At 67.0% G+C, this 18,265-nt stretch carries 17 protein-coding genes; 11 read left to right on the top strand and 6 right to left on the bottom strand.

Features of this window, described 5'->3' with window-relative positions:
* Window positions 1-44 precede the first annotated feature (44 nt).
* The 4 genes from rplQ to ACZZZD_RS04640 all read left to right on the top strand — a co-directional run bounded on the left by rplQ (window position 45) and on the right by ACZZZD_RS04640 (window position 2,119).
* Entirely contained in the window at window positions 45-464 is a 420-nt protein-coding gene (gene rplQ / locus ACZZZD_RS04655) for a 50S ribosomal protein L17 (protein WP_055753399.1), read from the top strand.
* 90 nt (window positions 465-554) lie between these two features.
* Entirely contained in the window at window positions 555-1,013 is a 459-nt protein-coding gene (locus tag ACZZZD_RS04650) for a GNAT family N-acetyltransferase (protein WP_463433080.1), read from the top strand.
* A gap of 189 nt (window positions 1,014-1,202) precedes the next feature.
* On the top strand, window positions 1,203-1,646 hold the full coding sequence (locus tag ACZZZD_RS04645) for a LysR family transcriptional regulator (RefSeq protein ID WP_463433078.1): 444 nt from the start codon (window positions 1,203-1,205) through the stop codon (window positions 1,644-1,646).
* Window positions 1,574-2,119: a LysR substrate-binding domain-containing protein gene (locus tag ACZZZD_RS04640; RefSeq protein ID WP_463433076.1), complete on the top strand. Its 546-nt coding sequence runs from the start codon at window positions 1,574-1,576 to the stop codon at window positions 2,117-2,119. The genes ACZZZD_RS04645 and ACZZZD_RS04640 overlap by 73 nt, the downstream gene beginning before the upstream one ends.
* Here the strand turns inward: ACZZZD_RS04640 and ACZZZD_RS04635 are convergent.
* Window positions 2,091-2,948, bottom strand: coding sequence for an ABC transporter permease subunit (locus tag ACZZZD_RS04635; protein WP_463433074.1), 858 nt, complete (start codon window positions 2,946-2,948; stop codon window positions 2,091-2,093). The genes ACZZZD_RS04640 and ACZZZD_RS04635 overlap by 29 nt on opposite strands.
* On the bottom strand, window positions 2,938-3,849 hold the full coding sequence (locus tag ACZZZD_RS04630; RefSeq protein WP_463433072.1) for an ABC transporter ATP-binding protein: 912 nt from the start codon (window positions 3,847-3,849) through the stop codon (window positions 2,938-2,940). Before ACZZZD_RS04630 ends, ACZZZD_RS04635 begins: the two co-directional genes overlap by 11 nt.
* Before the next feature lie 99 nt (window positions 3,850-3,948).
* Between ACZZZD_RS04630 and ACZZZD_RS04625 the strand changes: the two genes are divergently transcribed.
* The 3 genes from ACZZZD_RS04625 to ACZZZD_RS04615 all read left to right on the top strand — a co-directional run bounded on the left by ACZZZD_RS04625 (window position 3,949) and on the right by ACZZZD_RS04615 (window position 7,814).
* Window positions 3,949-5,205 (top strand): alkaline phosphatase family protein, encoded by a 1,257-nt coding sequence (locus ACZZZD_RS04625; RefSeq protein ID WP_463433070.1) that lies wholly within the window; start codon window positions 3,949-3,951, stop codon window positions 5,203-5,205.
* A gap of 62 nt (window positions 5,206-5,267) precedes the next feature.
* A complete protein-coding gene (locus ACZZZD_RS04620; RefSeq protein ID WP_463433068.1) occupies window positions 5,268-6,989 on the top strand; it encodes a tetratricopeptide repeat protein in 1,722 nt (573 codons plus the stop codon).
* Between the two features lie 57 nt (window positions 6,990-7,046).
* Window positions 7,047-7,814, top strand: coding sequence for an SDR family NAD(P)-dependent oxidoreductase (locus ACZZZD_RS04615; RefSeq protein WP_463433066.1), 768 nt, complete (start codon window positions 7,047-7,049; stop codon window positions 7,812-7,814).
* Between the two features lie 49 nt (window positions 7,815-7,863).
* Here ACZZZD_RS04615 and ACZZZD_RS04610 read toward each other — a convergent pair whose 3' ends face one another.
* From ACZZZD_RS04610 to ACZZZD_RS04600, 3 genes are read right to left on the bottom strand one after another with little or no spacing between them, the layout of a single operon-like run.
* Complete coding sequence (locus tag ACZZZD_RS04610; RefSeq protein WP_463433064.1) at window positions 7,864-8,646, bottom strand: DsbA family protein; 783 nt, start codon at window positions 8,644-8,646, stop codon at window positions 7,864-7,866.
* A gap of 24 nt (window positions 8,647-8,670) precedes the next feature.
* Window positions 8,671-10,071 (bottom strand): M48 family metalloprotease, encoded by a 1,401-nt coding sequence (locus ACZZZD_RS04605; RefSeq protein WP_463433062.1) that lies wholly within the window; start codon window positions 10,069-10,071, stop codon window positions 8,671-8,673.
* A gap of 59 nt (window positions 10,072-10,130) precedes the next feature.
* Entirely contained in the window at window positions 10,131-12,857 is a 2,727-nt protein-coding gene (locus ACZZZD_RS04600) for an Rne/Rng family ribonuclease (protein ID WP_463433060.1), read from the bottom strand.
* Window positions 12,858-13,366: 509 nt separating this feature from the next.
* Here ACZZZD_RS04600 and ACZZZD_RS04595 point away from each other — a divergent pair.
* Window positions 13,367-14,542, top strand: a complete 1,176-nt coding sequence (locus tag ACZZZD_RS04595; protein WP_463433058.1) for an N-acetylmuramoyl-L-alanine amidase family protein — start codon at window positions 13,367-13,369, stop codon at window positions 14,540-14,542.
* A gap of 39 nt (window positions 14,543-14,581) precedes the next feature.
* On the top strand, window positions 14,582-15,259 hold the full coding sequence (locus ACZZZD_RS04590) for an SDR family oxidoreductase (protein ID WP_463433056.1): 678 nt from the start codon (window positions 14,582-14,584) through the stop codon (window positions 15,257-15,259).
* A gap of 6 nt (window positions 15,260-15,265) precedes the next feature.
* Here ACZZZD_RS04590 and ACZZZD_RS04585 read toward each other — a convergent pair whose 3' ends face one another.
* On the bottom strand, window positions 15,266-15,934 hold the full coding sequence (locus ACZZZD_RS04585) for a J domain-containing protein (protein WP_463433054.1): 669 nt from the start codon (window positions 15,932-15,934) through the stop codon (window positions 15,266-15,268).
* 45 nt (window positions 15,935-15,979) lie between these two features.
* Between ACZZZD_RS04585 and ACZZZD_RS04580 the strand changes: the two genes are divergently transcribed.
* Together ACZZZD_RS04580 and ACZZZD_RS04575 are read left to right on the top strand one after the other, a co-directional pair.
* Window positions 15,980-16,285, top strand: coding sequence for a BolA family protein (locus tag ACZZZD_RS04580; protein ID WP_463436084.1), 306 nt, complete (start codon window positions 15,980-15,982; stop codon window positions 16,283-16,285).
* 79 nt (window positions 16,286-16,364) lie between these two features.
* Window positions 16,365-18,185 carry a response regulator gene (locus ACZZZD_RS04575; protein WP_463433052.1) on the top strand — a complete coding sequence of 607 codons (1,821 nt, stop codon included), beginning with the start codon at window positions 16,365-16,367 and terminating at the stop codon, window positions 18,183-18,185.
* Window positions 18,186-18,265 lie beyond the last annotated feature (80 nt).

Below are 18,265 nucleotides of genomic sequence, written 5' to 3'. Positions count from 1 at the left end.
CAGGTCTCGCGAGAGATACCTTCGCCGGAGTAGGAGAGACCCAGATGCGCCACGGCGCCGCCCATCGTAAACTCGGTCGCACGAGCAGCCACCGCACCGCCATGTTCGCGAACATGGCCGCCTCGCTGATCAAGCACGAGCAGATCACCACGACCCTGCCCAAGGCGAAGGAATTGCGTCCCTTCGTCGAGAAGCTGGTCACCCTCGCCAAGAAGGGCGACCTGCACGCTCGTCGTCAAGCCATCAGCCAGGTTCGCGACGTGCCGCAAGTCGGCAAGCTGTTTGAAACGCTCGGCCCGCGCTACAGCGAGCGTAACGGCGGCTATATCCGCATCATGAAGGCTGGCTTCCGTCACGGCGACAACGCCCCGATGGCCGTCATCGAGTTCGTCGATCGCGACGTCGAAGCCAAGGGCAAGGACTCCGGTCCGGTCCTGGCCTTTGAAGGCGGCGACGAAGACTAAAGATTTGGTCGCATGACCAAACGCCGGAAGGGCGGTCGGAGCACTCCGACCGCCCTTTTGCTTTGCGCGGACACGGGGCATGAGGGGTGGATGAGCGTCGCCATCATTGATTTCCGTCCCAACCACGCCGCCGTCTGGGCGCAGCTGAACACGGCATGGCTGGCCGAGGGCGGGTTCGCCGTCGAGGCCAAGGATCGGCTCGCCATCGACGATCCGCAGGGCGTCTTCCTGGACAAGGGCGGGCGCATCTTCATCGCCGAGCGGGACAGGGAGGCCGTGGGATGCTGCGCCCTGGTTCCGACCGACGACGGGGTCGAGGTCTGCAAGATGACGGTCACGCCCGCCGCGCGCGGCCTGGGCTTGGCGCGTCGGTTGCTGGAGGCCTGTGAGGCGTCGGCGCGAAAGGCCGGCGCGGGGCGGCTCTATCTGGAGACCAACAGCGCGCTGACGCCGGCCATCGCCTTGTATGAGAGCGCCGGCTTCGTGCATTTGCCGGCGCGGCCGACCTCCTATGCCCGCGCTGATGTCTTCATGGAGAAACGGCTCTAGCCGTCGAGCATGGCGGCGACCGCCATGCTCCATATGAGCAGAATGCACAGGACGTAGGCGATCTGGTCCTGGCGTGAGGGGCGGGGCGGCCTTGGCGGCGGGTTCGGGAGCGGCATCGCCAAGCTTGAACCCGATTTCCCAAGCCGCAGAAATCGATTAAGCGAGTCGGTGTCTGTGAGGGGAGATCACATGTCGGGCCAGGCGCCGCCACCCCTGAATGCGTTGCGAACCTTCGAGGTCTTCGGCCGGCACAGGAGCATGACCCGTGCGGCGGCCGAGCTGTGCGTGACCCACGGCGCGGTCAGCCGCCAGACCGCGGCCCTGCAGGCGTCACTGGGCGTGGCCCTGGTCACCGGACCGCGCCATGCGTTGGCCCTGACCGAGACGGGGGCGCAACTGGCGGAGCGGCTGACGCCGGCCTTTGGCGCGATCACCGATGCGGTCAACGGCGTGCGGCAGGGCGCGGCGCGAGAGATCGAGATTTCCTGCCTGGGCACTTTCGCCCTCAAGTGGCTGATCCCGCGTCTGCCGGGGTTCCTGGAGGCCATCCCGAGGTGCGGGTGCGACTGTCGGAATCCTATGCGGCGGTCGATTATCGGCGTGATCGGTTCGACGGCGCCATTCGCATCGTAGAGCCGGCCCAGGCCCATGCCCGCACCGAATCCACACGTTTTCTGGCGCAGTATCAGGGGCCGGTCGGGGCGCCGGCCTTGATGGCGGGATTGCCGACGCTGGACGCCGTGGCGCGTGCGCCGCGCCTGCGCTCGGCCACCTTCCGTCGGGCGTGGCCGGCGTGGTCGGAACTGGCGGGCTTGGACTTGCCGACGGCGACGACGGAGCGGGAGTTCGCCCACAACCATTCGCTGGTCGAGGCGGCGATTTCGGGACTGGGCGTCGCCATTGCGCCGTGGGCCTTCGTCGCGCCCGACGTCATCGCAGGGCGTCTGGCGGCGCCGTTCGGTTTCGTGGAGCGGCCGTCGTGGTTCGCCTTCCTGCGGCCGGAGGGGCGCAAGGATGTGGCGGTGGACGCCTTCCGCGACTGGCTGGTCGCGGAAGGCGCGCGCAGTCCGCCCCCGCCTATTCCTTCGACAGGTCCTGGCGATTGAACCAGACCACGGCGGCGGCGAACGGGACGCAGATCCACAAGGCCAGGCTGAGGACGCCCTTGACCACGGCGTGATCGGGCAGATCGGCCGCCGCCATTCCGCCCTGGATGACGGCCTTGAGCAGATCGGTCGCCAGGCCTGGCGAAAGCAGGGGCAGGAGCCAGCCGTCCGTCGTCACGCCCATCGGCAGCAGGATTTGCGGCAGGAAGAACTGGGCGATGCCGATGACAAGGGGCGCGAACAAGGCCGCTAGCAAGGACCGGGTCAGCACGGCGGCGAGCAGGCCGAGCATGGTGAACTGAAGGATGCGCGCCCAGGACGTCAGGGTCAGCAGGCCGAAGTCCGCCGCCGCCGCACCGGTCATCGAGAAGGTGACGGGGCGACCAAACACCGCCGCCTGGATCAGGCTGGCGATGACATCGGACACAAGGGCCGCGAAGGTGGCCAGCACTATGACCAGGGCTACGACCACCACCTTGCCGGTCAGCAGGTTGGGACGTGTGTTGCGCGCGCTGATCAGCCGCCAGGTCTCCCAGCGATAGTCGCCCGCATAGATGATCGCCGCGCCGATCAGGACGAACATTAGGATCGCCGGATTGGCGAACTCGCTCGCGCTCTTGACCAGGGTCAGCCCCAGGTCGAGAGGACCGCCCTTCACCAGTTCGGGCGGCAACTTGCCGGCCAGCTTGGCCTCGTTGGCCTTGGCGAAGACGAAGCCGAGGGTGGCGAGAAGGATGCCCATGATCGGGACGAACAGCACGCTCCAGAACACGGCGGTGCGGTTCTTGGACAGGCGGTAGGTTTCGGATCGGATCGCGTCAACCAGCACGGTTTTGCTCCTGCACGCCGGTCCAGCCGGTTTCGCTCATGAAGACGTCTTCCAGGTCGGCGCCGATCCAGCGGGCCTCCTCGATATCGACGCCGCCCTCGACCAGGGCCTTGATGGCGGCGGCGGCCTCGGCGCGGGGCACGGCGGCCACCACGGCGTCGCCGTCCAGCGTGGCGCGCTCGCCCAGCACCGACAGAGCCTTGGCCAGGGGGGTGACGGACAGGCGCAGCCGTTCGCCGGAGGCGGTCAGGTCGGAGACCTTGCCCTCGGTGATGACCTTGCCCTTGTTGAAGATGGCGACGCGGTCGCAGACGCGCTGGACCTCCTGCAACTGGTGGCTGGCGAGGATGACGGTCACGCCGTCGTTGTCGGCCAGGCTGCGGATCAGGGCGCGCATCTCCTGGATGCCGGGCGGATCCATGCCGCTTGTCGGCTCATCCAGGATGACGAGATCCGGCTTGGTCATCAGGGCGGCGGCGACGCCCAGGCGTTGCAGCATACCGACCGAAAAGCCCTTCACGCGCCGGTTCGCCGCCTCGGTCAGGCCGACACGCTGCAGCCAGTTGTCGATCTCGGCCGACGTCACGCCGCCGTGCGCGCGGGCCAGCCATTCCAATACCTGGCGGGCGGTCATGAAGGGCGGAAAGCGTGGCGTCTCGATCATCGAGCCCATGCGGCGCATCGAGGCCGGATCGCCGATCCGGCCGCCCATCACCGTCGCCTCGCCCTCGGTCGGGCGAATCAGGCCCAGCAGGGTGCGGAACAGGGTGGACTTGCCCGCGCCATTGGGGCCTAGAACGCCGTAGACCCCGCCACGCGGGATCGACAGGGTCAGGCCATCCAAGGCCTTCACCGTCCCATAGGTCTTGGTCAGGCCGCGAATGTCGATGACGGTTTCCATGACGCAAGCTTGGCGCGAGAACCCTGTTCCCACAAGCCGTCGCAAGCCTGTCGTCCATTAAGTTTAGGCAATGGTTCGATATCGTCTCGGAGTAAGCCCATGTCCCGTTTCCTCGCCACCGGCCTGACCCTGATCGCCAGCCTTGCGGTTGCGTCCTGCGCCGGAACGCCAGTCTCGGTCCCGCCGGTCTCGCAATCCCCGGTCGTTTCCGCCTCGGCGGCGCAGGCGGCGCGACCCGATCTGGTGATTCTGGTCTCGATCGACGGGTTCCGGCCGGATTACCTGGGCAAGGGTCAGACGCCGGTGATGGACGCACTGGTCGCGGGCGGCGCGTTCGGGCCGATGCGGCCGTCCTTCCCCAGCGTGACCTTCCCCAACCACTATACGCTGGTGACGGGTCTGCACCCGGACCACCACGGCGTGGTCGGCAACCGGTTCACCGACTCGCAGCTAGGCGTCTTCACCATGGCCAGCAAGGAGAGCGGCTTCTGGGATCAGGGCGAGCCGATCTGGGTCACGGCGGAAAAGGTCGGTGTCCGCACCGGCACGATGTTCTGGCCGGGATCGGAGGTCGAGATTCACGGCGTGCGCCCCAGTCAGTGGACGCCTTTCGACCAGTCCATGCCGGGGGACGCGCGGGTGGATCGGGTGCTGTCGTGGCTGGACCTGCCGGCGGACCAGCGGCCGAAGCTGGAGACCCTGTATTTCGACATCGTGGACACCGCCGGCCACCGCAACGGACCGGATGCACCCGAGACGCGTGCGGCTGTGGCCTCGGTGGACGCCTCCGTTGGGCGATTGGTCGAGGGGCTGAAGGCGAGGGGGCTTTATGATCGGACGATGCTGGTCGTGGTGTCCGATCACGGCATGGCCGCCACCTCGCCGGACCGGGTCGTCTGGATCGACGACATCATCGACCCGGCGGCGTTGAAGATCGGCTATGGCGGGGCGGTCCTGACCGCCGACCCGGCGCCGGGGCGCGAGGCCGAGGTGCAGCAAAAGCTGGTCGGTCGTCATCCGCATATGGAATGCTGGAACAAGGCCGATGTGCCGGCGCGGCTGGTCTATGGCTCCAATCCGCGTGTGGCCCAGATCGTCTGCCTGGTCGAGACCGGCTGGCTGACGGCGACACGGGATCGGCCGGTCACCCGCGCGGGCGGCGCCCACGGCTATGACAACCAGTCGCCGGAGATGGCGGCGGTCTTCATCGCCCACGGACCGGGCGTGGTCGTAGGGAGGCGATTGACCGATCTGGACAGCGTGGACGTTCAGCCTTTCCTGGCACGGATGCTGGGGATCACGGCGCCATCGGGCGACGGCCGAGCGCAGGACACCTTGCCCGTCACCACGCCCTGATCGGGTGATTGGCGACACGGCCAATTAAGCGCACAAAGGTCGCCAAGCGGGGGAGGCGGGAAATGCGCAAGGGTTTGTGGGTCGCGACGGTTTCGGTCGCCTGTCTGATCGCGCCGGTGGCGGTGGCCGACGCCACGGCGACGGCCGCGACCCTGGCCCTGATCGCCAGTCCCCAGGTCTGCGGGCGCGTGGGCGCGGTCGGCGATGTCCAGCCGACGGCCGACATGGTCATGGTCCCCGGCTTCGGCGACGAGGGTTTCGCCGTCGATACGAAGAACCCCGAGGCTCAGGCCTGGTTCGACCACGGTGTGCGGCTGCGCTGGGCGTTCGAACATTCGGAATCGGTGCGGGCGTTTCGCAAGGCGCGGCAGCTGGATCCATCGTGCGGCATGTGCGCCTGGGGCGAGGCCTGGGCCATCGGGCCGAACCTGAACGGCGGCGGGAACGACCCTGACTCCATCGCCACGGGCCTGAGAACGGCGCGCGAGGCGCGTCGGCTAGCCGGCGACGCCACGCCGATTCAGCGTCAGATGATCGACGCCCTGATCCAGCGCTACTCCGGCAAGGAGAGCACGCGCGCCCTTCGCTTCGCCCGCGCCATGGACCGGATCGCCAAACGCCATCCCGACGATGTCTCGGTGGGGGGCATCACCGCCGACGCCTGGATGCTGCAGCCCGAGGGCGAATGGTGGGACGACAACGGCAAGGCGGCCGATCCCGCCGTGACGCGCGCCATGGAGATCTTGGAGCACAGCCTGACGGTCAAGCCGAACGATCCGGCGTCCATCCATCTCTATATCCACCTGACCGAATGGTCGGACGATCCGCATCGGGCGCTGGCCTACGGCGAGCGGCTGGCGCTGCTGGCGCCCGGGGCCAGTCACCTGGTGCACATGCCGTCGCACACCTTCTATCGGGTGGGGCGGTACAAGGACGCGATGATGTCCAACGTCAATGCCGTGGCGCTGGACAAGACCTACGACCGGCTGGCCAGCCCGCTCGGCGGCATTCGCGGCATGCGGCTGCACGCCCACAACATCCATTTCGGCATGGGCGGGGCCCTGATGGCGGGCGGCGCCGAGCGGGGGTTGGAGCTGGCCGACTGGTATATGGCGACCTATCCGCAACTGCTGGGCGCGCCCCAGCCGGGCGACGACGGCTATGTCGTCTATCGTCAGGTGATGGCGGCGGACGCCTATGCGCTTTACGGCCGGTTCGGGTCGGACGCTCAGGTCGCGGCCCTGCGCGAGCCGGATGTCGGCCGGCCGCTTATGCGGGTGGGCTGGCGCTATGCGCGCGGCGAGGCGGCGGCGCGGCGCGGCGATGCGGCGGCCGTGCGGGTCGAGGCCCAGGCCATTGCGGCCCTGCTGGCCGACAAGGCGTTCAAGGGTGCGATGGCGGATCGTCAGGTCGGCTTCGCCGAACTGTTCCAGAAGGTGCTGGAAGGCCGAGCGGCCATGATTGACGAGGATTATCCCACCGCCATCGCCGCCTATGGCCGCGCGGCGGCGATCCAGGCCATGGCGCCCGAGGGCGGCGATCCGCCGATGATCTGGTATCCGACGCGCCGGAGCTTGGCGGCTGCCTTGCTGGCGTCCGGCGATGCGGCCGGGGCCAAGGCCAAGATCGCCGAACTGCTGAAGGACTGGCCCAACGATCCCTACAGCTACTACGTGCTGTATCGCGCCGAGCAGGCGCTGGGCGACGAACCGGCGGCGAACGACGCCTTGCGCCACGCCGGCGTCGAATGGATCGGCGGGCAAATGAGTTTAGCCGAGGCCTAGCGAGGGACGGGTGCAGCACATAGGTTCGTAACTCCCCCAGTTACGGAGTATCAGACTATGAAGTTCCATGATCAGGTCGTTCTCATCACCGGCGCGGCTGGCGGCATCGGCATTGCGGCTGCCCGGAAGTTTGCTGCCGAAGGCGCAAAGCTCGTGCTGGTCGATCTGTCGCTGGACGCCCTGACCAAGGCTGCGGACGGTATTGAGGGCGACCCCCTGCTGGTCGCTGCAAATGTCGCCGAAGAGACGGACGTGAAGGCCTATGTCGATCAGGCGGTTGAGCGGTTCGGCCGCATCGACGTCTTCGTCAACAACGCGGGCATCAACGGCGCTACGGCCCCGATCGTGGATCAAACGGTCGAGAACTACACCAAGGTTCTGGGCGTCAACGTCATCGGCGCCTTCCTGGGGCTGAAGCACGTCATGAAGGTCATGATCGCGCAGAAGTCGGGCGCCATCGTCAACACGGCCTCGAACGGCGGTTGGCTGGGGGCGCCGGGCATGAGCGCCTATGTCGCCTCCAAACACGCCCTGATCGGGATCAACAAAAGCGTCGCGCTGGAAGCCGCGCCCTATGGCATCCGGGTCAACGCGGTGGCGCCGTCTGGCGTGGACACGGCCATGATCCACGACATCGAAAAGAATACGGCGCCGGGTCACGAGGCCGAGGCGCGCGCCAAGTTCCAAGCCGCCGTGCCCCTGAACCGCTATGCGACGGCGGACGAGATCGCGGACCTGATGCTGTTCCTGGCGTCGGACAAAGCGGCCTTTATCACCGGCGCCTATTATCGCATCGACGGCGGCATGGGCGCGACCTCCGCCTGATCGCCGTCTCGGGGTTCGGCCGCCATGCAGCGGCCGAACCTCTGAGGCGTCAGCGCTTGGCCGCCTCGATCAGCTTCGCGATCTCGGCCGGATCGATGCCGGGGCTGGCCTTGCCGTTGATGAAGAAGGTGGGCGTGCCGCGCAGGCGTAGCGCGGCGGCCGTGGTGTGGATGTCGGCGATGTGGCGCGTGGTGTCTGGTGCGGCGATGGCGGCCTTGGCGCGGGCCATGTCCACGCCGTTGGCGGCCAGGATGGCGTCGATGGACTCGATCGACAGGGCGCGCTCGGTCATCAGTGCGTCATAGACCTCCAGATACTTGCCTTGCTGGTGCGCGGCCAGGGCGGCGCGGGCGGCGTATTGCGAGGTGATGTCGTCGCCGCGGTCCAGGATGGGCCAGTCCTTGAAGACGAAGCGGACCTCCGGGTGAGCGGCCATCAGGGCGCGATAGTCGTGGGCCACCGCCTTGCAGCCGGGGCAGCGGAAGTCGAAGAATTCGATCACCGTGACCTTGGCGTTCGCCGGACCGAAGGCGGGGTCGCGGGCGTCGGGCGCCAAGAGGCCGGCGTTGGCGGCGACCGCCTGGTTGGTCTCTTCCACGCTGGACTCGGCTTCCTTGGCCTGCAGCGCCAGCTGCGTCTCCTCCAGCACCTCGGGGTGCGCCAGCAGATAGGATCGGACGTCGGACTCACCGGCGCTGAAATAGGGCGCGACCGAGAAACCCAGGGCGATGACCGACAGGCCGAGGGCCAGATAGCCGGCGCGCGCGCCGTTCAGCCACGCAGGCTTGGCGGTCTTGGTTTCGGGCGCAGGCGTGGGGGCGTCGTCGGTCATACAGGCTCGCAATCGGGGCAGGGGTCAGTTGAGGGTGGCCGGTCGGCGCGCGGCGTCGCGACGGTCCAGGTCGTTGAGATCGTCGGGCGTGGCGCCCGAGGCCAGGACGATGTCCACGGCCCGGCGCCATTCCATGGAGCCGGGGTCCAGCATGGAGCGGGCGCGAAGGGCGAATTGGGTCGCCTCCTTCTCACTACCGGCGGCGAAATAGTATTCGGCCGAGGCCAGGCGCGCCTCGCCCTCCTTGCCTTGCGAGGCATAGGCCTGGGCCAGCAGGCGCCAGGCCATGGTGTTGTCCTTTTCGGCGACCACAGCGTGTTTCAGCTGGTCGATGGCCTCGTCCAGATTGGCCTTGTCGTTGGTCTCGATCAGGGCGTGGGCCAGGTTGACGCGCAGCAGGGGGGCGTCAGGCTTCAGGCGAACCGCCTCGCGGTGGGCGGCGACGGCCTCGGCCGCGCGGCCTTCCTCGAACAGGATCTGACCCTTCAGTTCCTGGAAATAGGGATTGTTCACGTCGCCGACGATCAGTTCCTCCACCGCCGTCAGCGCCTTTTCCGTCTGGCCGTCGCGATACCAGGCGATGGCCCGGGCGTAGCGGCCGGGCAGGGAGGTGTTGGTCGACGGATAGTCCCGCAGCGTCGCGTTCGGCGGATCCATGAAGGCGTGAATCTTGGCCAGGATCAGGGCGTGCTGGGCCATGCGTTCGGGGCTGTCGCGGTGATCGTAATGCGGCTGTTCCTGCACATAACGCCGCAGGGTCTCGATGCGGTTCGACGACAGGGGGTGGCTGCGGAAATAGGGATAGCGACGGGCGTCCGAGAAGACCTCCTGAGAGCGGAAATTCTCGAAGAAGGACACCAGGCCCGCGCCCGATTCGCCGGCGCCTTCCAGCGCCCGTGCGCCGGTCAGGTCGGCCTCGCCTTCCTGGCTCTGCATATAGTGCAGGGCGCCGAGCGCGCCGAAATACTGGCTGGAGCCGAGCAGGGCCACGCCGGCGTCAGGTGCGCCCGCCGCGATGGCCAGGGCGCCTAGGGCCATGGTCATCAGCATGGGCTGACGGCCGGCGTCCTGGGCCCCATCGCGCAGGGTGTGCCGGTTCTTGATGTGGCCCGCCTCGTGCGCCATCACGCCCAGCAGTTCGCCCGGCGTCTTGGTGCGCAGGATCAGGCCGGTGTTGACGCCCATGATCCGCCCGCGAGTGGCGAAGGCGTTCAGCTCGTTGTCGTTGACCAGCAGGACTTCGATATCGGACGGGTTCAGCCCCATCGAGACGAAGACCGGATCGGCCCATTCGCGGACGATGCCCTCGACCTCGGTGTCGCGGATCAGGCTCTGGGCCGAGGCCTGGCCGGCGACGACGAGAGCCATCAGGCCCGCCGTCGCCGCCGCCAGAACGCGAGATGCAGATCGGGGAAGCCACCTCATGGCTTTACTCCAATAGCGACCGGCCCCCGCCTGCATCCTGACAGTCTAATCGTGACCGATCAGCGGCGCCACCACCCACGCTTGGGCTTTTCAGGCGGGGTCGAGATCTGGTTCGGGTCTTCGGCGATGATCGCCGCCACGTCGATTTCCGGCGTCGGGGCCACGAACGGCTCAGCCAGAACGGCTTCCTGAACCGGGATCGGCTTGGGCTCCTCGACCGGAGCGACCTCGACCGGCTCGGTGGCCAGGGCCTCGTGCGGGGTCACGTCCAGTTCGACCGGCGCGCCCTCGACCGTTGCCTCATTCGGCTCGATGGCCGTGTCGGGGTGCGGTTCGGTCGCGATCTCGACATTGGCGCTAGCCGACTTGCGACGCACGCGGCGACGTTGAGGCTCGGGTTGGGGCTCGGGCGCGATGACCGGCGCAGCAGCCTCGACGCTTTCACTAGTCGGTTGGACGATGACGGCCATCGGGGTCTCGGGCGAGCCGTCGGGCGGCATGCCTTCGTTGGTGGCGCGGTTCTCGACCTTGATCTCGTGGCCGACGGGGGCGTCGCCACGACCGCGACCGCGACGACGGCGACGGCGCGAACGGCCGCCTTCCTCGCCGGAGCCTTCGCCGGCTGCCACGTCCAAACCTTCGACTTCGGACTGAGCTGCAGCGGGGCGTTCGGCGCGCTCGGGACGCTCGTTACGCGGCTCGGGACGACCCGGGTTCAGCGGGTCGAACCAGACGTACGGGTCGTCCAGCGACGGGGTGCGGCCACGGACCCAAGTGTAGACATCGCGTTCGCCGTCCTCGCGGACGCGGCGACCGCCACGGCGGCCACGACGGCGGCGGCGGCCATTCTCGTCTTCCTCGTCGTCCGAGGCGTCGTCGATGTTCAGCGTATCGGCGGCTTCCGAGGTTTCGGCGACTTCAACAGTCTCCTCGTCGCGGCGACCGCCCCGACGGCGGCGATTGCGGCCCCGACCCCGATCACGGTCACGACCGCCGGACTCGGCGCGTTCAGAACGTTCGCGCGGCTCGTCGTCGTCGCTGTCCTCGCGGTCCAGCGCCTCGATATCGTCGTCGTCGTCGCCGACGATTTCCTCATCGTCGTCCTCATCCTCGTCTTCGTACAGCGAGGCGTCGAAGTCGTCGTCGAGATTGGGCATCTCGATCTCGGGCGCGACGAAGTCCTCGTTGGTCTCGGTGCGCTCGATATTGTGCTCGCCCTGGCCCAGGCTGTCGTCGATCTGGACGATGACGTTCAGGCCGCGCCGTTCCAGCAGCGACTGCAGATAGGCGCGCTTGTGGTTCAGGATGTACAGGCCGACGGCGGTGCAGACCTTCAGCACCACGACGCCCGCGCCGTTCTTGCCGGCCTCGATGTCGACCGCGCGCAGGGTCATCAGGGCGGCGGATTCGGCGGAGCGGATGCGGCCGGTGCCCTGGCAGTGCGGGCAGGCCTCGGTAGCGCCCTCGATCACGCCCAGGCGGCGACGCTGGCGGCTGATTTCCATCAGGCCGAAGGGCGAGATGCGGCCCATCTGGATGCGGGCGCGGTCGGAGGACAGGGCCTCCTTCAGCACGCGCTCGACGGCGCGGTTGTTCTTGCCCTCATCCATGTCGATGAAGTCGATGACGACCAGGCCGGCGAGGTCGCGCAGGCGCAGCTGGCGGGCGGCTTCCTCAGCCGCTTCCATATTGGTCTTGAACGCCGTCTGTTCGACGTTGCGTTCCTTGGTGGCGCGACCCGAGTTGACGTCGATGGCCACCAGGGCCTCGGTCTGGTTGATGACCAGATAGCCGCCCGACTTCAGCGGCACGACCGGCTGGTGGATCTGCGTCAGCAGTTCTTCGATGCCATTGGCCGCGAACAGGGGCCGCGAGCCGCGATACAGGTGGACCTTCTTGGCCTGGGCCGGCATCAGCACGCGCATGAAGTCGCGCGCTTCCTTGAAGCCCTCGACGCCCTCGACCTGGATGCCGTCGAAATCCTTGTCGAACATGTCGCGCACGGCGCGGCGGACCAGATTCTCTTCCTCGTAGATCACCGAGGGGGCGTGAGACGAGAGCGTCGTCTCGCGGATCGTCTCCCACAGGCGCATCAGATACTGATAATCGCGCTTGATCTCGGCCTTGGTGCGCTTGGCGCCGGCCGTGCGGATGATCAGGCCCATGCCCTTGGGCACTTCCAGAGCCGAGACGGCGCTCTTCAGGCGGCGACGGTCGGAGGTGTTGGTGATCTTGCGGCTGATGCCGCCGCCCTTGCCGGTGTTGGGCATCAGGACGCAGTAGCGGCCGGCCAGCGACAGCCAGGTGGTCAGGGCCGCGCCCTTGGCGCCGCGCTCATCCTTGACGACCTGAACCAGCAGGATCTGACGGCGCTTGATGACGTCCTGGATCTTGTAGCGACGCATCAGGCGACGCTTCAGGCGTTCCTCGTCGGCCAGGGCGCCTTCGGGATCGACGTCATCGCCCGTGGACTCACGATCCAGATCGTCCTCGTCCTCGTCGTCGTGCGCCTCGGCCATGATGGCTTCGCGGTCGGCGACCGGGATCTGGTAATAGTCCGGGTGGATTTCGTTGAAGGCCAGGAAGCCGTGGCGATTGCCGCCGTATTCGATGAACGCAGCCTGCAGGCTGGGCTCTACGCGGGTGACCTTGGCGAGGTAGATATTGCCGCGAAGCTGGCGCTTCGCACGGGATTCGAAATCGAATTCCTCAATTTGCCGTCCGTCCACGATGGCGACCCGGGTCTCCTCGGGATGCGCCGCATCGATCAGCATTGTCTTTGACATGGATAGTCTCTCTCTGGCGCGCGCAGGCCGACCGTCCCGGAACACCGGACAGGGTCATGGCGGCTCGCCGAATGAAGGTGAGGACCGGCGCACGCGACATCCCCTCGCCGAGAACGGCGAAGCGGGCTTGATCAAGCCGTTGGGGAACGCAGGCGGAAAGGCCCATTGAAGTCGTCGGTCCTGAACCGGGCGCGCCAATCCAAAACGGAAGGCCGCGACCCTGGTCCGCTCTTCGAACCATCGGCGAGGCCGGGGCGGTTCTAGGATTGGTGAAAGTCAACGCCGCGAGGAGGGCGCGCCAAGATCCGCAGAGGCGAAATCGGCGCGATCGGTTCGCGAGCGGTCACAGCATAGTCATGCAACTGGAGAATTAAAAGGCGTTCGCCTTAACCCCCTGAATACGAGCGTCTGGCAATATGGCGCTCTAGTAGGCTTGAATTGGGTTCGCCGTCGCAATGAGCGGTCGCGTTTTGACAGGTATGATGCGCTGGGGCGCGAAGGAATGGGCGATGACCGCCCTGGCCTTCGTGGTCATCTGCGTGGTCGGTCTGTTCGCGACGCGAGGGTTCGCCTGGGGCGCCCAGGGCGACGTGTTGGCCGTGCGCTTCGGCGCTGACGGGGATCGAACCCGCGTCGTCATCGATCTGGACAAGTCGGCGCAAGGCCGCGTCATCGACGCCGGCAGCGAGGGCCGCGTGGTCCTGGCCCTGAACGGCGTCGCGCCCGGACGTGGGCTGAACGGCGGCGGTTCGGGCTTGGTGCGGTCCTATGAAGTCACCTCGTCCGGCGGGTCGTCGCGGGTTCAGCTGGAACTGGCGCGCGGCAGCGAGATCGAGCGGCGCTTCCTGCTGCCGCCCGGCGACGGGGTCGGACACTATCGCTATGTCGTCGATCTGAAGGCGACTGGCGCGGCCGTGCGCGCCTCGACGACGCCGGCGCCGCGCCCCAGCGCGCCCCCGCGCCGGGCCGAACGTCCCCTGATCGTCATCGACGCCGGCCATGGCGGCAACGATCCGGGCGCCAGCGGCGCCAGCGCCCAGGAGAAACAAGTCACCCTGGCCGCAGCCCTGGCGCTGAAGACCGAGCTGGAGCGCAACGGCCGTTATCGTGTGCGGCTGACCCGGTCCGACGATCGGTATGTGGACCTGTATCGCCGGGTGTCCATCGCGCGTCAGTCTGACGCCGACCTGTTCATCTCTCTGCACGCCGACGCCGGAGCCGATCCGGCGCTGCGCGGGGCCAGCGTCTATACGTTGTCGGAACAGGGCGCCGGCCGTGCCGTGCGCGAGTTCACGCGCGGCGACAACTGGCACCGCGAACTGCACCTGCCGGGCCGTGATCCTTCGGTGGACCGCATCCTTCTGGACATGACCCAGCGCGCGACCCAGAATCGCTCGGCCCAGTTCGCCCGCGTCCTGCTGACCCATCTGGAAGGCTCGGACCATCCGCTGCTGCGCCGCAGCCATAGAGACGCGGGTCTTGCCGTACTGCTGGCTCCCGATGTGCCGGCCGTGTTGCTGGAAATGGGCTTCATCACCAATCCCGAGGACGAGCGACTGCTGACCGACGAGCGCGCGCGCCGTCGCCTGATGAAGTCGGTGGCGGACGGCATCGACCGCTATTTCCGCGAACCCTCGGCTCCGATGATGACGGCCTCGAACAGCCAGGCCGCCGGTCAGCCCTGATCCGGCGCAACCAAGCCGGTCGTCGCCGGTTTCGGGACCATGAAGAAAGCAATCGTTACGGGTGGCGCAGGCCTGATCGGATCCGGCCTCTGCAAGGCCTTGGCTGCGCGCGGGTGGGAGGTCGCGTCCTTCGACCTGAAGGCCAGCATGACCGATACGCGCCAGATACTGTGCGACATCGGCGACGAAGCCTCGGTGGCCCGGGCCTACGAGGAACTCGGCTGGTCGGAACTGGACCTGCTGGTCAACAACGGCGGGATAGCAAATCCGGTCAACGGGCCGCTGGCCGAACTGTCGCTGGAAGACTGGCGCAAGACGGTCGACAGTCATCTGACGGGCGCCTTCCTGATGAGCCGGAGCGCCATTCCGTTGCTGCGGGAGGGCGCAAGCATCATCAACATGGCCTCGACGCGCGCATTCATGTCGGAGCCGAACACCGAGGCCTATGCCGCATCCAAGGGCGCGATCGTCGCCCTGACCCACGCCCTGGCCATCAGCCTGGGGCCAAAGACGCGGGTGAATGCGATCGCGCCGGGCTGGATTTCCGGCGACGACGACCTGCGACCCGTCGATCACGACCAGCATCCCGTCGGCCGGGTCGGCCGCGTCGAGGACATCGCCCAGGCCGTGCTCTTTCTGGCTGACGCAGGCTTCGTCACGGGGCAGGTGCTGACGGTGGACGGCGGCATGACCCGCAAGATGATCTACGCCGAGTAGGCGAGATCAGGCCAGGCCGGCCTTCTTGAGCGTCTTCCAGGCCTTGATGACGCGTTGCAGCTTGGCCTCCGCGCCCCGGTCGCCGTTGTTGGTGTCGGGGTGAAAGCGTTTCAGCAGGTCGTGGTACTGGGCCTTGATCCTGGCCTTGTCCGCGCCGGGATCCAGATCCAGGTCGGCCAAGGCGGCGCGTTCAAGCTTGCCGATGCGGCGATCCTCGGTGGCGGACTGCGGCGTCTGATCGCCCTTGCGCCCGAACAGGCCGAAGCTGTCGCGCCATGAGCCTGCGCCGGTGGTGTTGGACGTGCCCATCTTGGCGGCGAAGGCGGCGGCCTCGCGCGTGAACTTGCCGGCCTGCATTTCCCAGGTCGGGCGGCCGCCGGTCATGGCCTCGTTTTCCTGAAGGTTGCGAATCTGGCCTTCACTCATGCCGGCGTAGAAGTTCCAGCCCTTGTTGTACTCGCCGGCGTGGGGCTGGCAGAATTCGTAGAAGTCGTTCAGCCGCTCGCGCGACTTGGGAGCCTTGGCGGCGGCGGCCTTGCGACAGTCGGGCCACTGGCACGGCGTCTCGCCCGGCTTGAGGTGAAGGACGTCGGCCTTGGCCGCCTCTTCCTCGGGCTTGGGCGGCTTGACCCGAATGTCGGTGAAGCGCGGCTTGTATTGAAAGGAAGCGGACATCAGCCGAAGTGTAGGGCGGAATTGGACCGCATCAAGGAATCGATCATGTCAGAAGGCCCGGTCGCGACGATTATTCGTGCAAAACTGATGGATGGGCTCTCGCCGCAACGGCTTGAGGTCGAAGATGATAGCTGGCGACACGCCGGTCACCACCATGAAGGCGGGATGGATGCGAAACCCGGCGGGGAGAGCCACTTCAATCTGGTGATCGTTTCGGCCGCTTTCCAGGGGCAATCGCGCCTTGCTCGCCAACGGGCCGTGAACGCCTTGTTGAAAGACGAGATGGCCGGCCCGGTTCACGCCCTGTCGATAAAGGCGTTGACGCCGGAAGAGGCGGGCGAGGCCGCCTGAGGAAAAAACAGCGTTCACATCGTCTTAGAACCTTCGTCTTAGCGTCATGGGACCAAACAGAACGTGGGGATCTGGCTTTATGGTGGAATCAGACGGTGTCGCGAAGGCGCTTCCGGGCGATCAACGCGCCGGGGATGCAGCCCAGGCGCTGACGGCCATCCTGCAGACGCAGTACCTCCGCTACATGATCATCGCCTCCTGGGCGGTGGGTCTGATGGGCACGGTGGGCTTGTGGCAGGCGGTGCTGTGGTTCGGCGTCACGGTCGCCGCCGGTTCGGTGCGCGGCATGGTCGAGCAGCGTTTGAGCCATCGGGTCGGCACGGGTTGGGGCATGATCTTCCCCATCGTCGCCACGGTGACAACCGGCGCCTGGGCCGTCGCCCCTCTGCTGGCCTGGTTCTCGCCTTCCGATTTTGGGCGGCCTCTGGCGCTGGCCCTGATCATTTCCGGCTATGTGCTGGTGTTCGCCCAACTGCGGAGTTCACCGCGTCAGGCCCTGATCATTTCGTCGCCCTATGGCGCGGCGGCGGTGGTCATCCTCCTCAGCCTGTGGGGCACGGGCGAGTTCTGGTCGATGCTGGCCGTCCTGCCGTTCACGGCGGCGGGTCTGTTCGTCCTGGTGACGATGACCCTGCTGCGCGAGGAGCGCATCCGCGCGTTCCAGTCACATCAGGCCCATCTGATCGAGGAACTGGAAGCCGCGCGCGACAAGGCCAATGCGGCCAACGACGCCAAGTCAAACTTCCTGGGCGTGATCTCTCACGAGCTTCGCACACCGATGAACGGCGTTTTGGGCGCGGCCCAACTGCTCAGCGCCACGCGTCTGGAAGCGACCCAGCGAGAATATCTGTCGATCATCCGCAACTCAGGCGACAACCTGCTGTCGCTGTTGAACGACATCCTCGACATGACCAAGATCGAGGCGGGCAAGATGAATTTCGAGGTGATCGATATCGCCGTCGACGGCCTGCACAAGCGGATCACCGGTCCATTCGAGGCTCAGGCGGAAGCCAAGGGACTGGAGTTCGTCTCGACCCTGGAAGGGGAAATCCCGACAGTGGTGCGTGGCGATCCGCTGCGGGTCTGCCAGGTGGTGCAGAACCTACTGTCGAATGCGGTCAAGTTCACTGAGGCGGGCCAGATCCATTACATCGTGCGCGGTCACCGCGTGTCGGAACAACGCGTGCGGTTCGAGTTCATCGTCAAGGACAGCGGCACGGGCATCGCGGCGGCGGACCTGGAGCGGCTGTTCCTGCCCTTCACCCAGGTCGATACCTCCTCGACGCGCCGGTTCGGCGGCACGGGCCTGGGCCTGACCATCGCGCGACGCATGGCCAACATCATGGGCGGCGACATCACCGTCACGTCCAGGCTGGCCGAAGGGTCGTGCTTCACCCTGGTAATCGAGGCCGAGGTGGTCGAATGGGCCAAACCCGTCGCAGCCGACGAAATCTTCGCCGAGATCGACGGCGGCGAATCCTTACGGGTTCTGGTGGTCGAGGATCACCCAGTGAACCGCATGATCCTGGAAGCCTGGATGAGTTCGGCCAGCCACGTCACCTCGACCGCCGAAAACGGCCAGATGGCGGTCGAGGTCGCGAAAGACCAGCCGTTCGACCTGATCATCATGGACGTGAACATGCCCGTGATGGACGGCCTGACCGCGACCCGACTTATTCGCGACGGCGCGGGCCAGAATGCGGGCACGCCCATCGTCGTCCTGTCGGCATCCGCTCGCACCGAAGATCACGAGGCTGGGCTGGAAGCGGGCGCAGACGCCTATCTGAACAAGCCCATCGATTTCAGCGCCCTGGCTGCCCTGATGGGCCGGGTTGGGGGCGGACGCGAGGCGGTCGGCGAGATGGCGCTGCGGCCGTCCGAGACCTCCGTCGCCGCCTGATTGCGGCGAGGACGTGTTCTGTAGATGAATGCAGACCGCTGACGGCGGTTCAGACACGCCTCAGTCGCCGCGCTCCATAA

This window comes from Brevundimonas sp. AC546 (assembly GCF_979258305.1).
Note: the sequence above shows the minus strand (reverse complement) of the source record. Positions and strands in the feature narration are given on the sequence as shown.

Coding starts and splice junctions, on each gene's coding strand:
- rplQ (WP_055753399.1), top strand. CDS start 45: ATGCGCCACGGCGCCGCCCATCGTAAACTCGGTCGCACGAGCAGCCAC.
- ACZZZD_RS04650 (WP_463433080.1), top strand. CDS start 555: ATGAGCGTCGCCATCATTGATTTCCGTCCCAACCACGCCGCCGTCTGG.
- ACZZZD_RS04645 (WP_463433078.1), top strand. CDS start 1,203: ATGTCGGGCCAGGCGCCGCCACCCCTGAATGCGTTGCGAACCTTCGAG.
- ACZZZD_RS04630 (WP_463433072.1), bottom strand. CDS start 3,849: ATGGAAACCGTCATCGACATTCGCGGCCTGACCAAGACCTATGGGACG.
- ACZZZD_RS04625 (WP_463433070.1), top strand. CDS start 3,949: ATGTCCCGTTTCCTCGCCACCGGCCTGACCCTGATCGCCAGCCTTGCG.
- ACZZZD_RS04620 (WP_463433068.1), top strand. CDS start 5,268: ATGCGCAAGGGTTTGTGGGTCGCGACGGTTTCGGTCGCCTGTCTGATC.
- ACZZZD_RS04615 (WP_463433066.1), top strand. CDS start 7,047: ATGAAGTTCCATGATCAGGTCGTTCTCATCACCGGCGCGGCTGGCGGC.
- ACZZZD_RS04610 (WP_463433064.1), bottom strand. CDS start 8,646: ATGACCGACGACGCCCCCACGCCTGCGCCCGAAACCAAGACCGCCAAG.
- ACZZZD_RS04605 (WP_463433062.1), bottom strand. CDS start 10,071: ATGAGGTGGCTTCCCCGATCTGCATCTCGCGTTCTGGCGGCGGCGACG.
- ACZZZD_RS04600 (WP_463433060.1), bottom strand. CDS start 12,857: ATGTCAAAGACAATGCTGATCGATGCGGCGCATCCCGAGGAGACCCGG.
- ACZZZD_RS04595 (WP_463433058.1), top strand. CDS start 13,367: ATGACCGCCCTGGCCTTCGTGGTCATCTGCGTGGTCGGTCTGTTCGCG.
- ACZZZD_RS04590 (WP_463433056.1), top strand. CDS start 14,582: ATGAAGAAAGCAATCGTTACGGGTGGCGCAGGCCTGATCGGATCCGGC.
- ACZZZD_RS04585 (WP_463433054.1), bottom strand. CDS start 15,934: ATGTCCGCTTCCTTTCAATACAAGCCGCGCTTCACCGACATTCGGGTC.
- ACZZZD_RS04580 (WP_463436084.1), top strand. CDS start 15,980: ATGTCAGAAGGCCCGGTCGCGACGATTATTCGTGCAAAACTGATGGAT.
- ACZZZD_RS04575 (WP_463433052.1), top strand. CDS start 16,365: ATGGTGGAATCAGACGGTGTCGCGAAGGCGCTTCCGGGCGATCAACGC.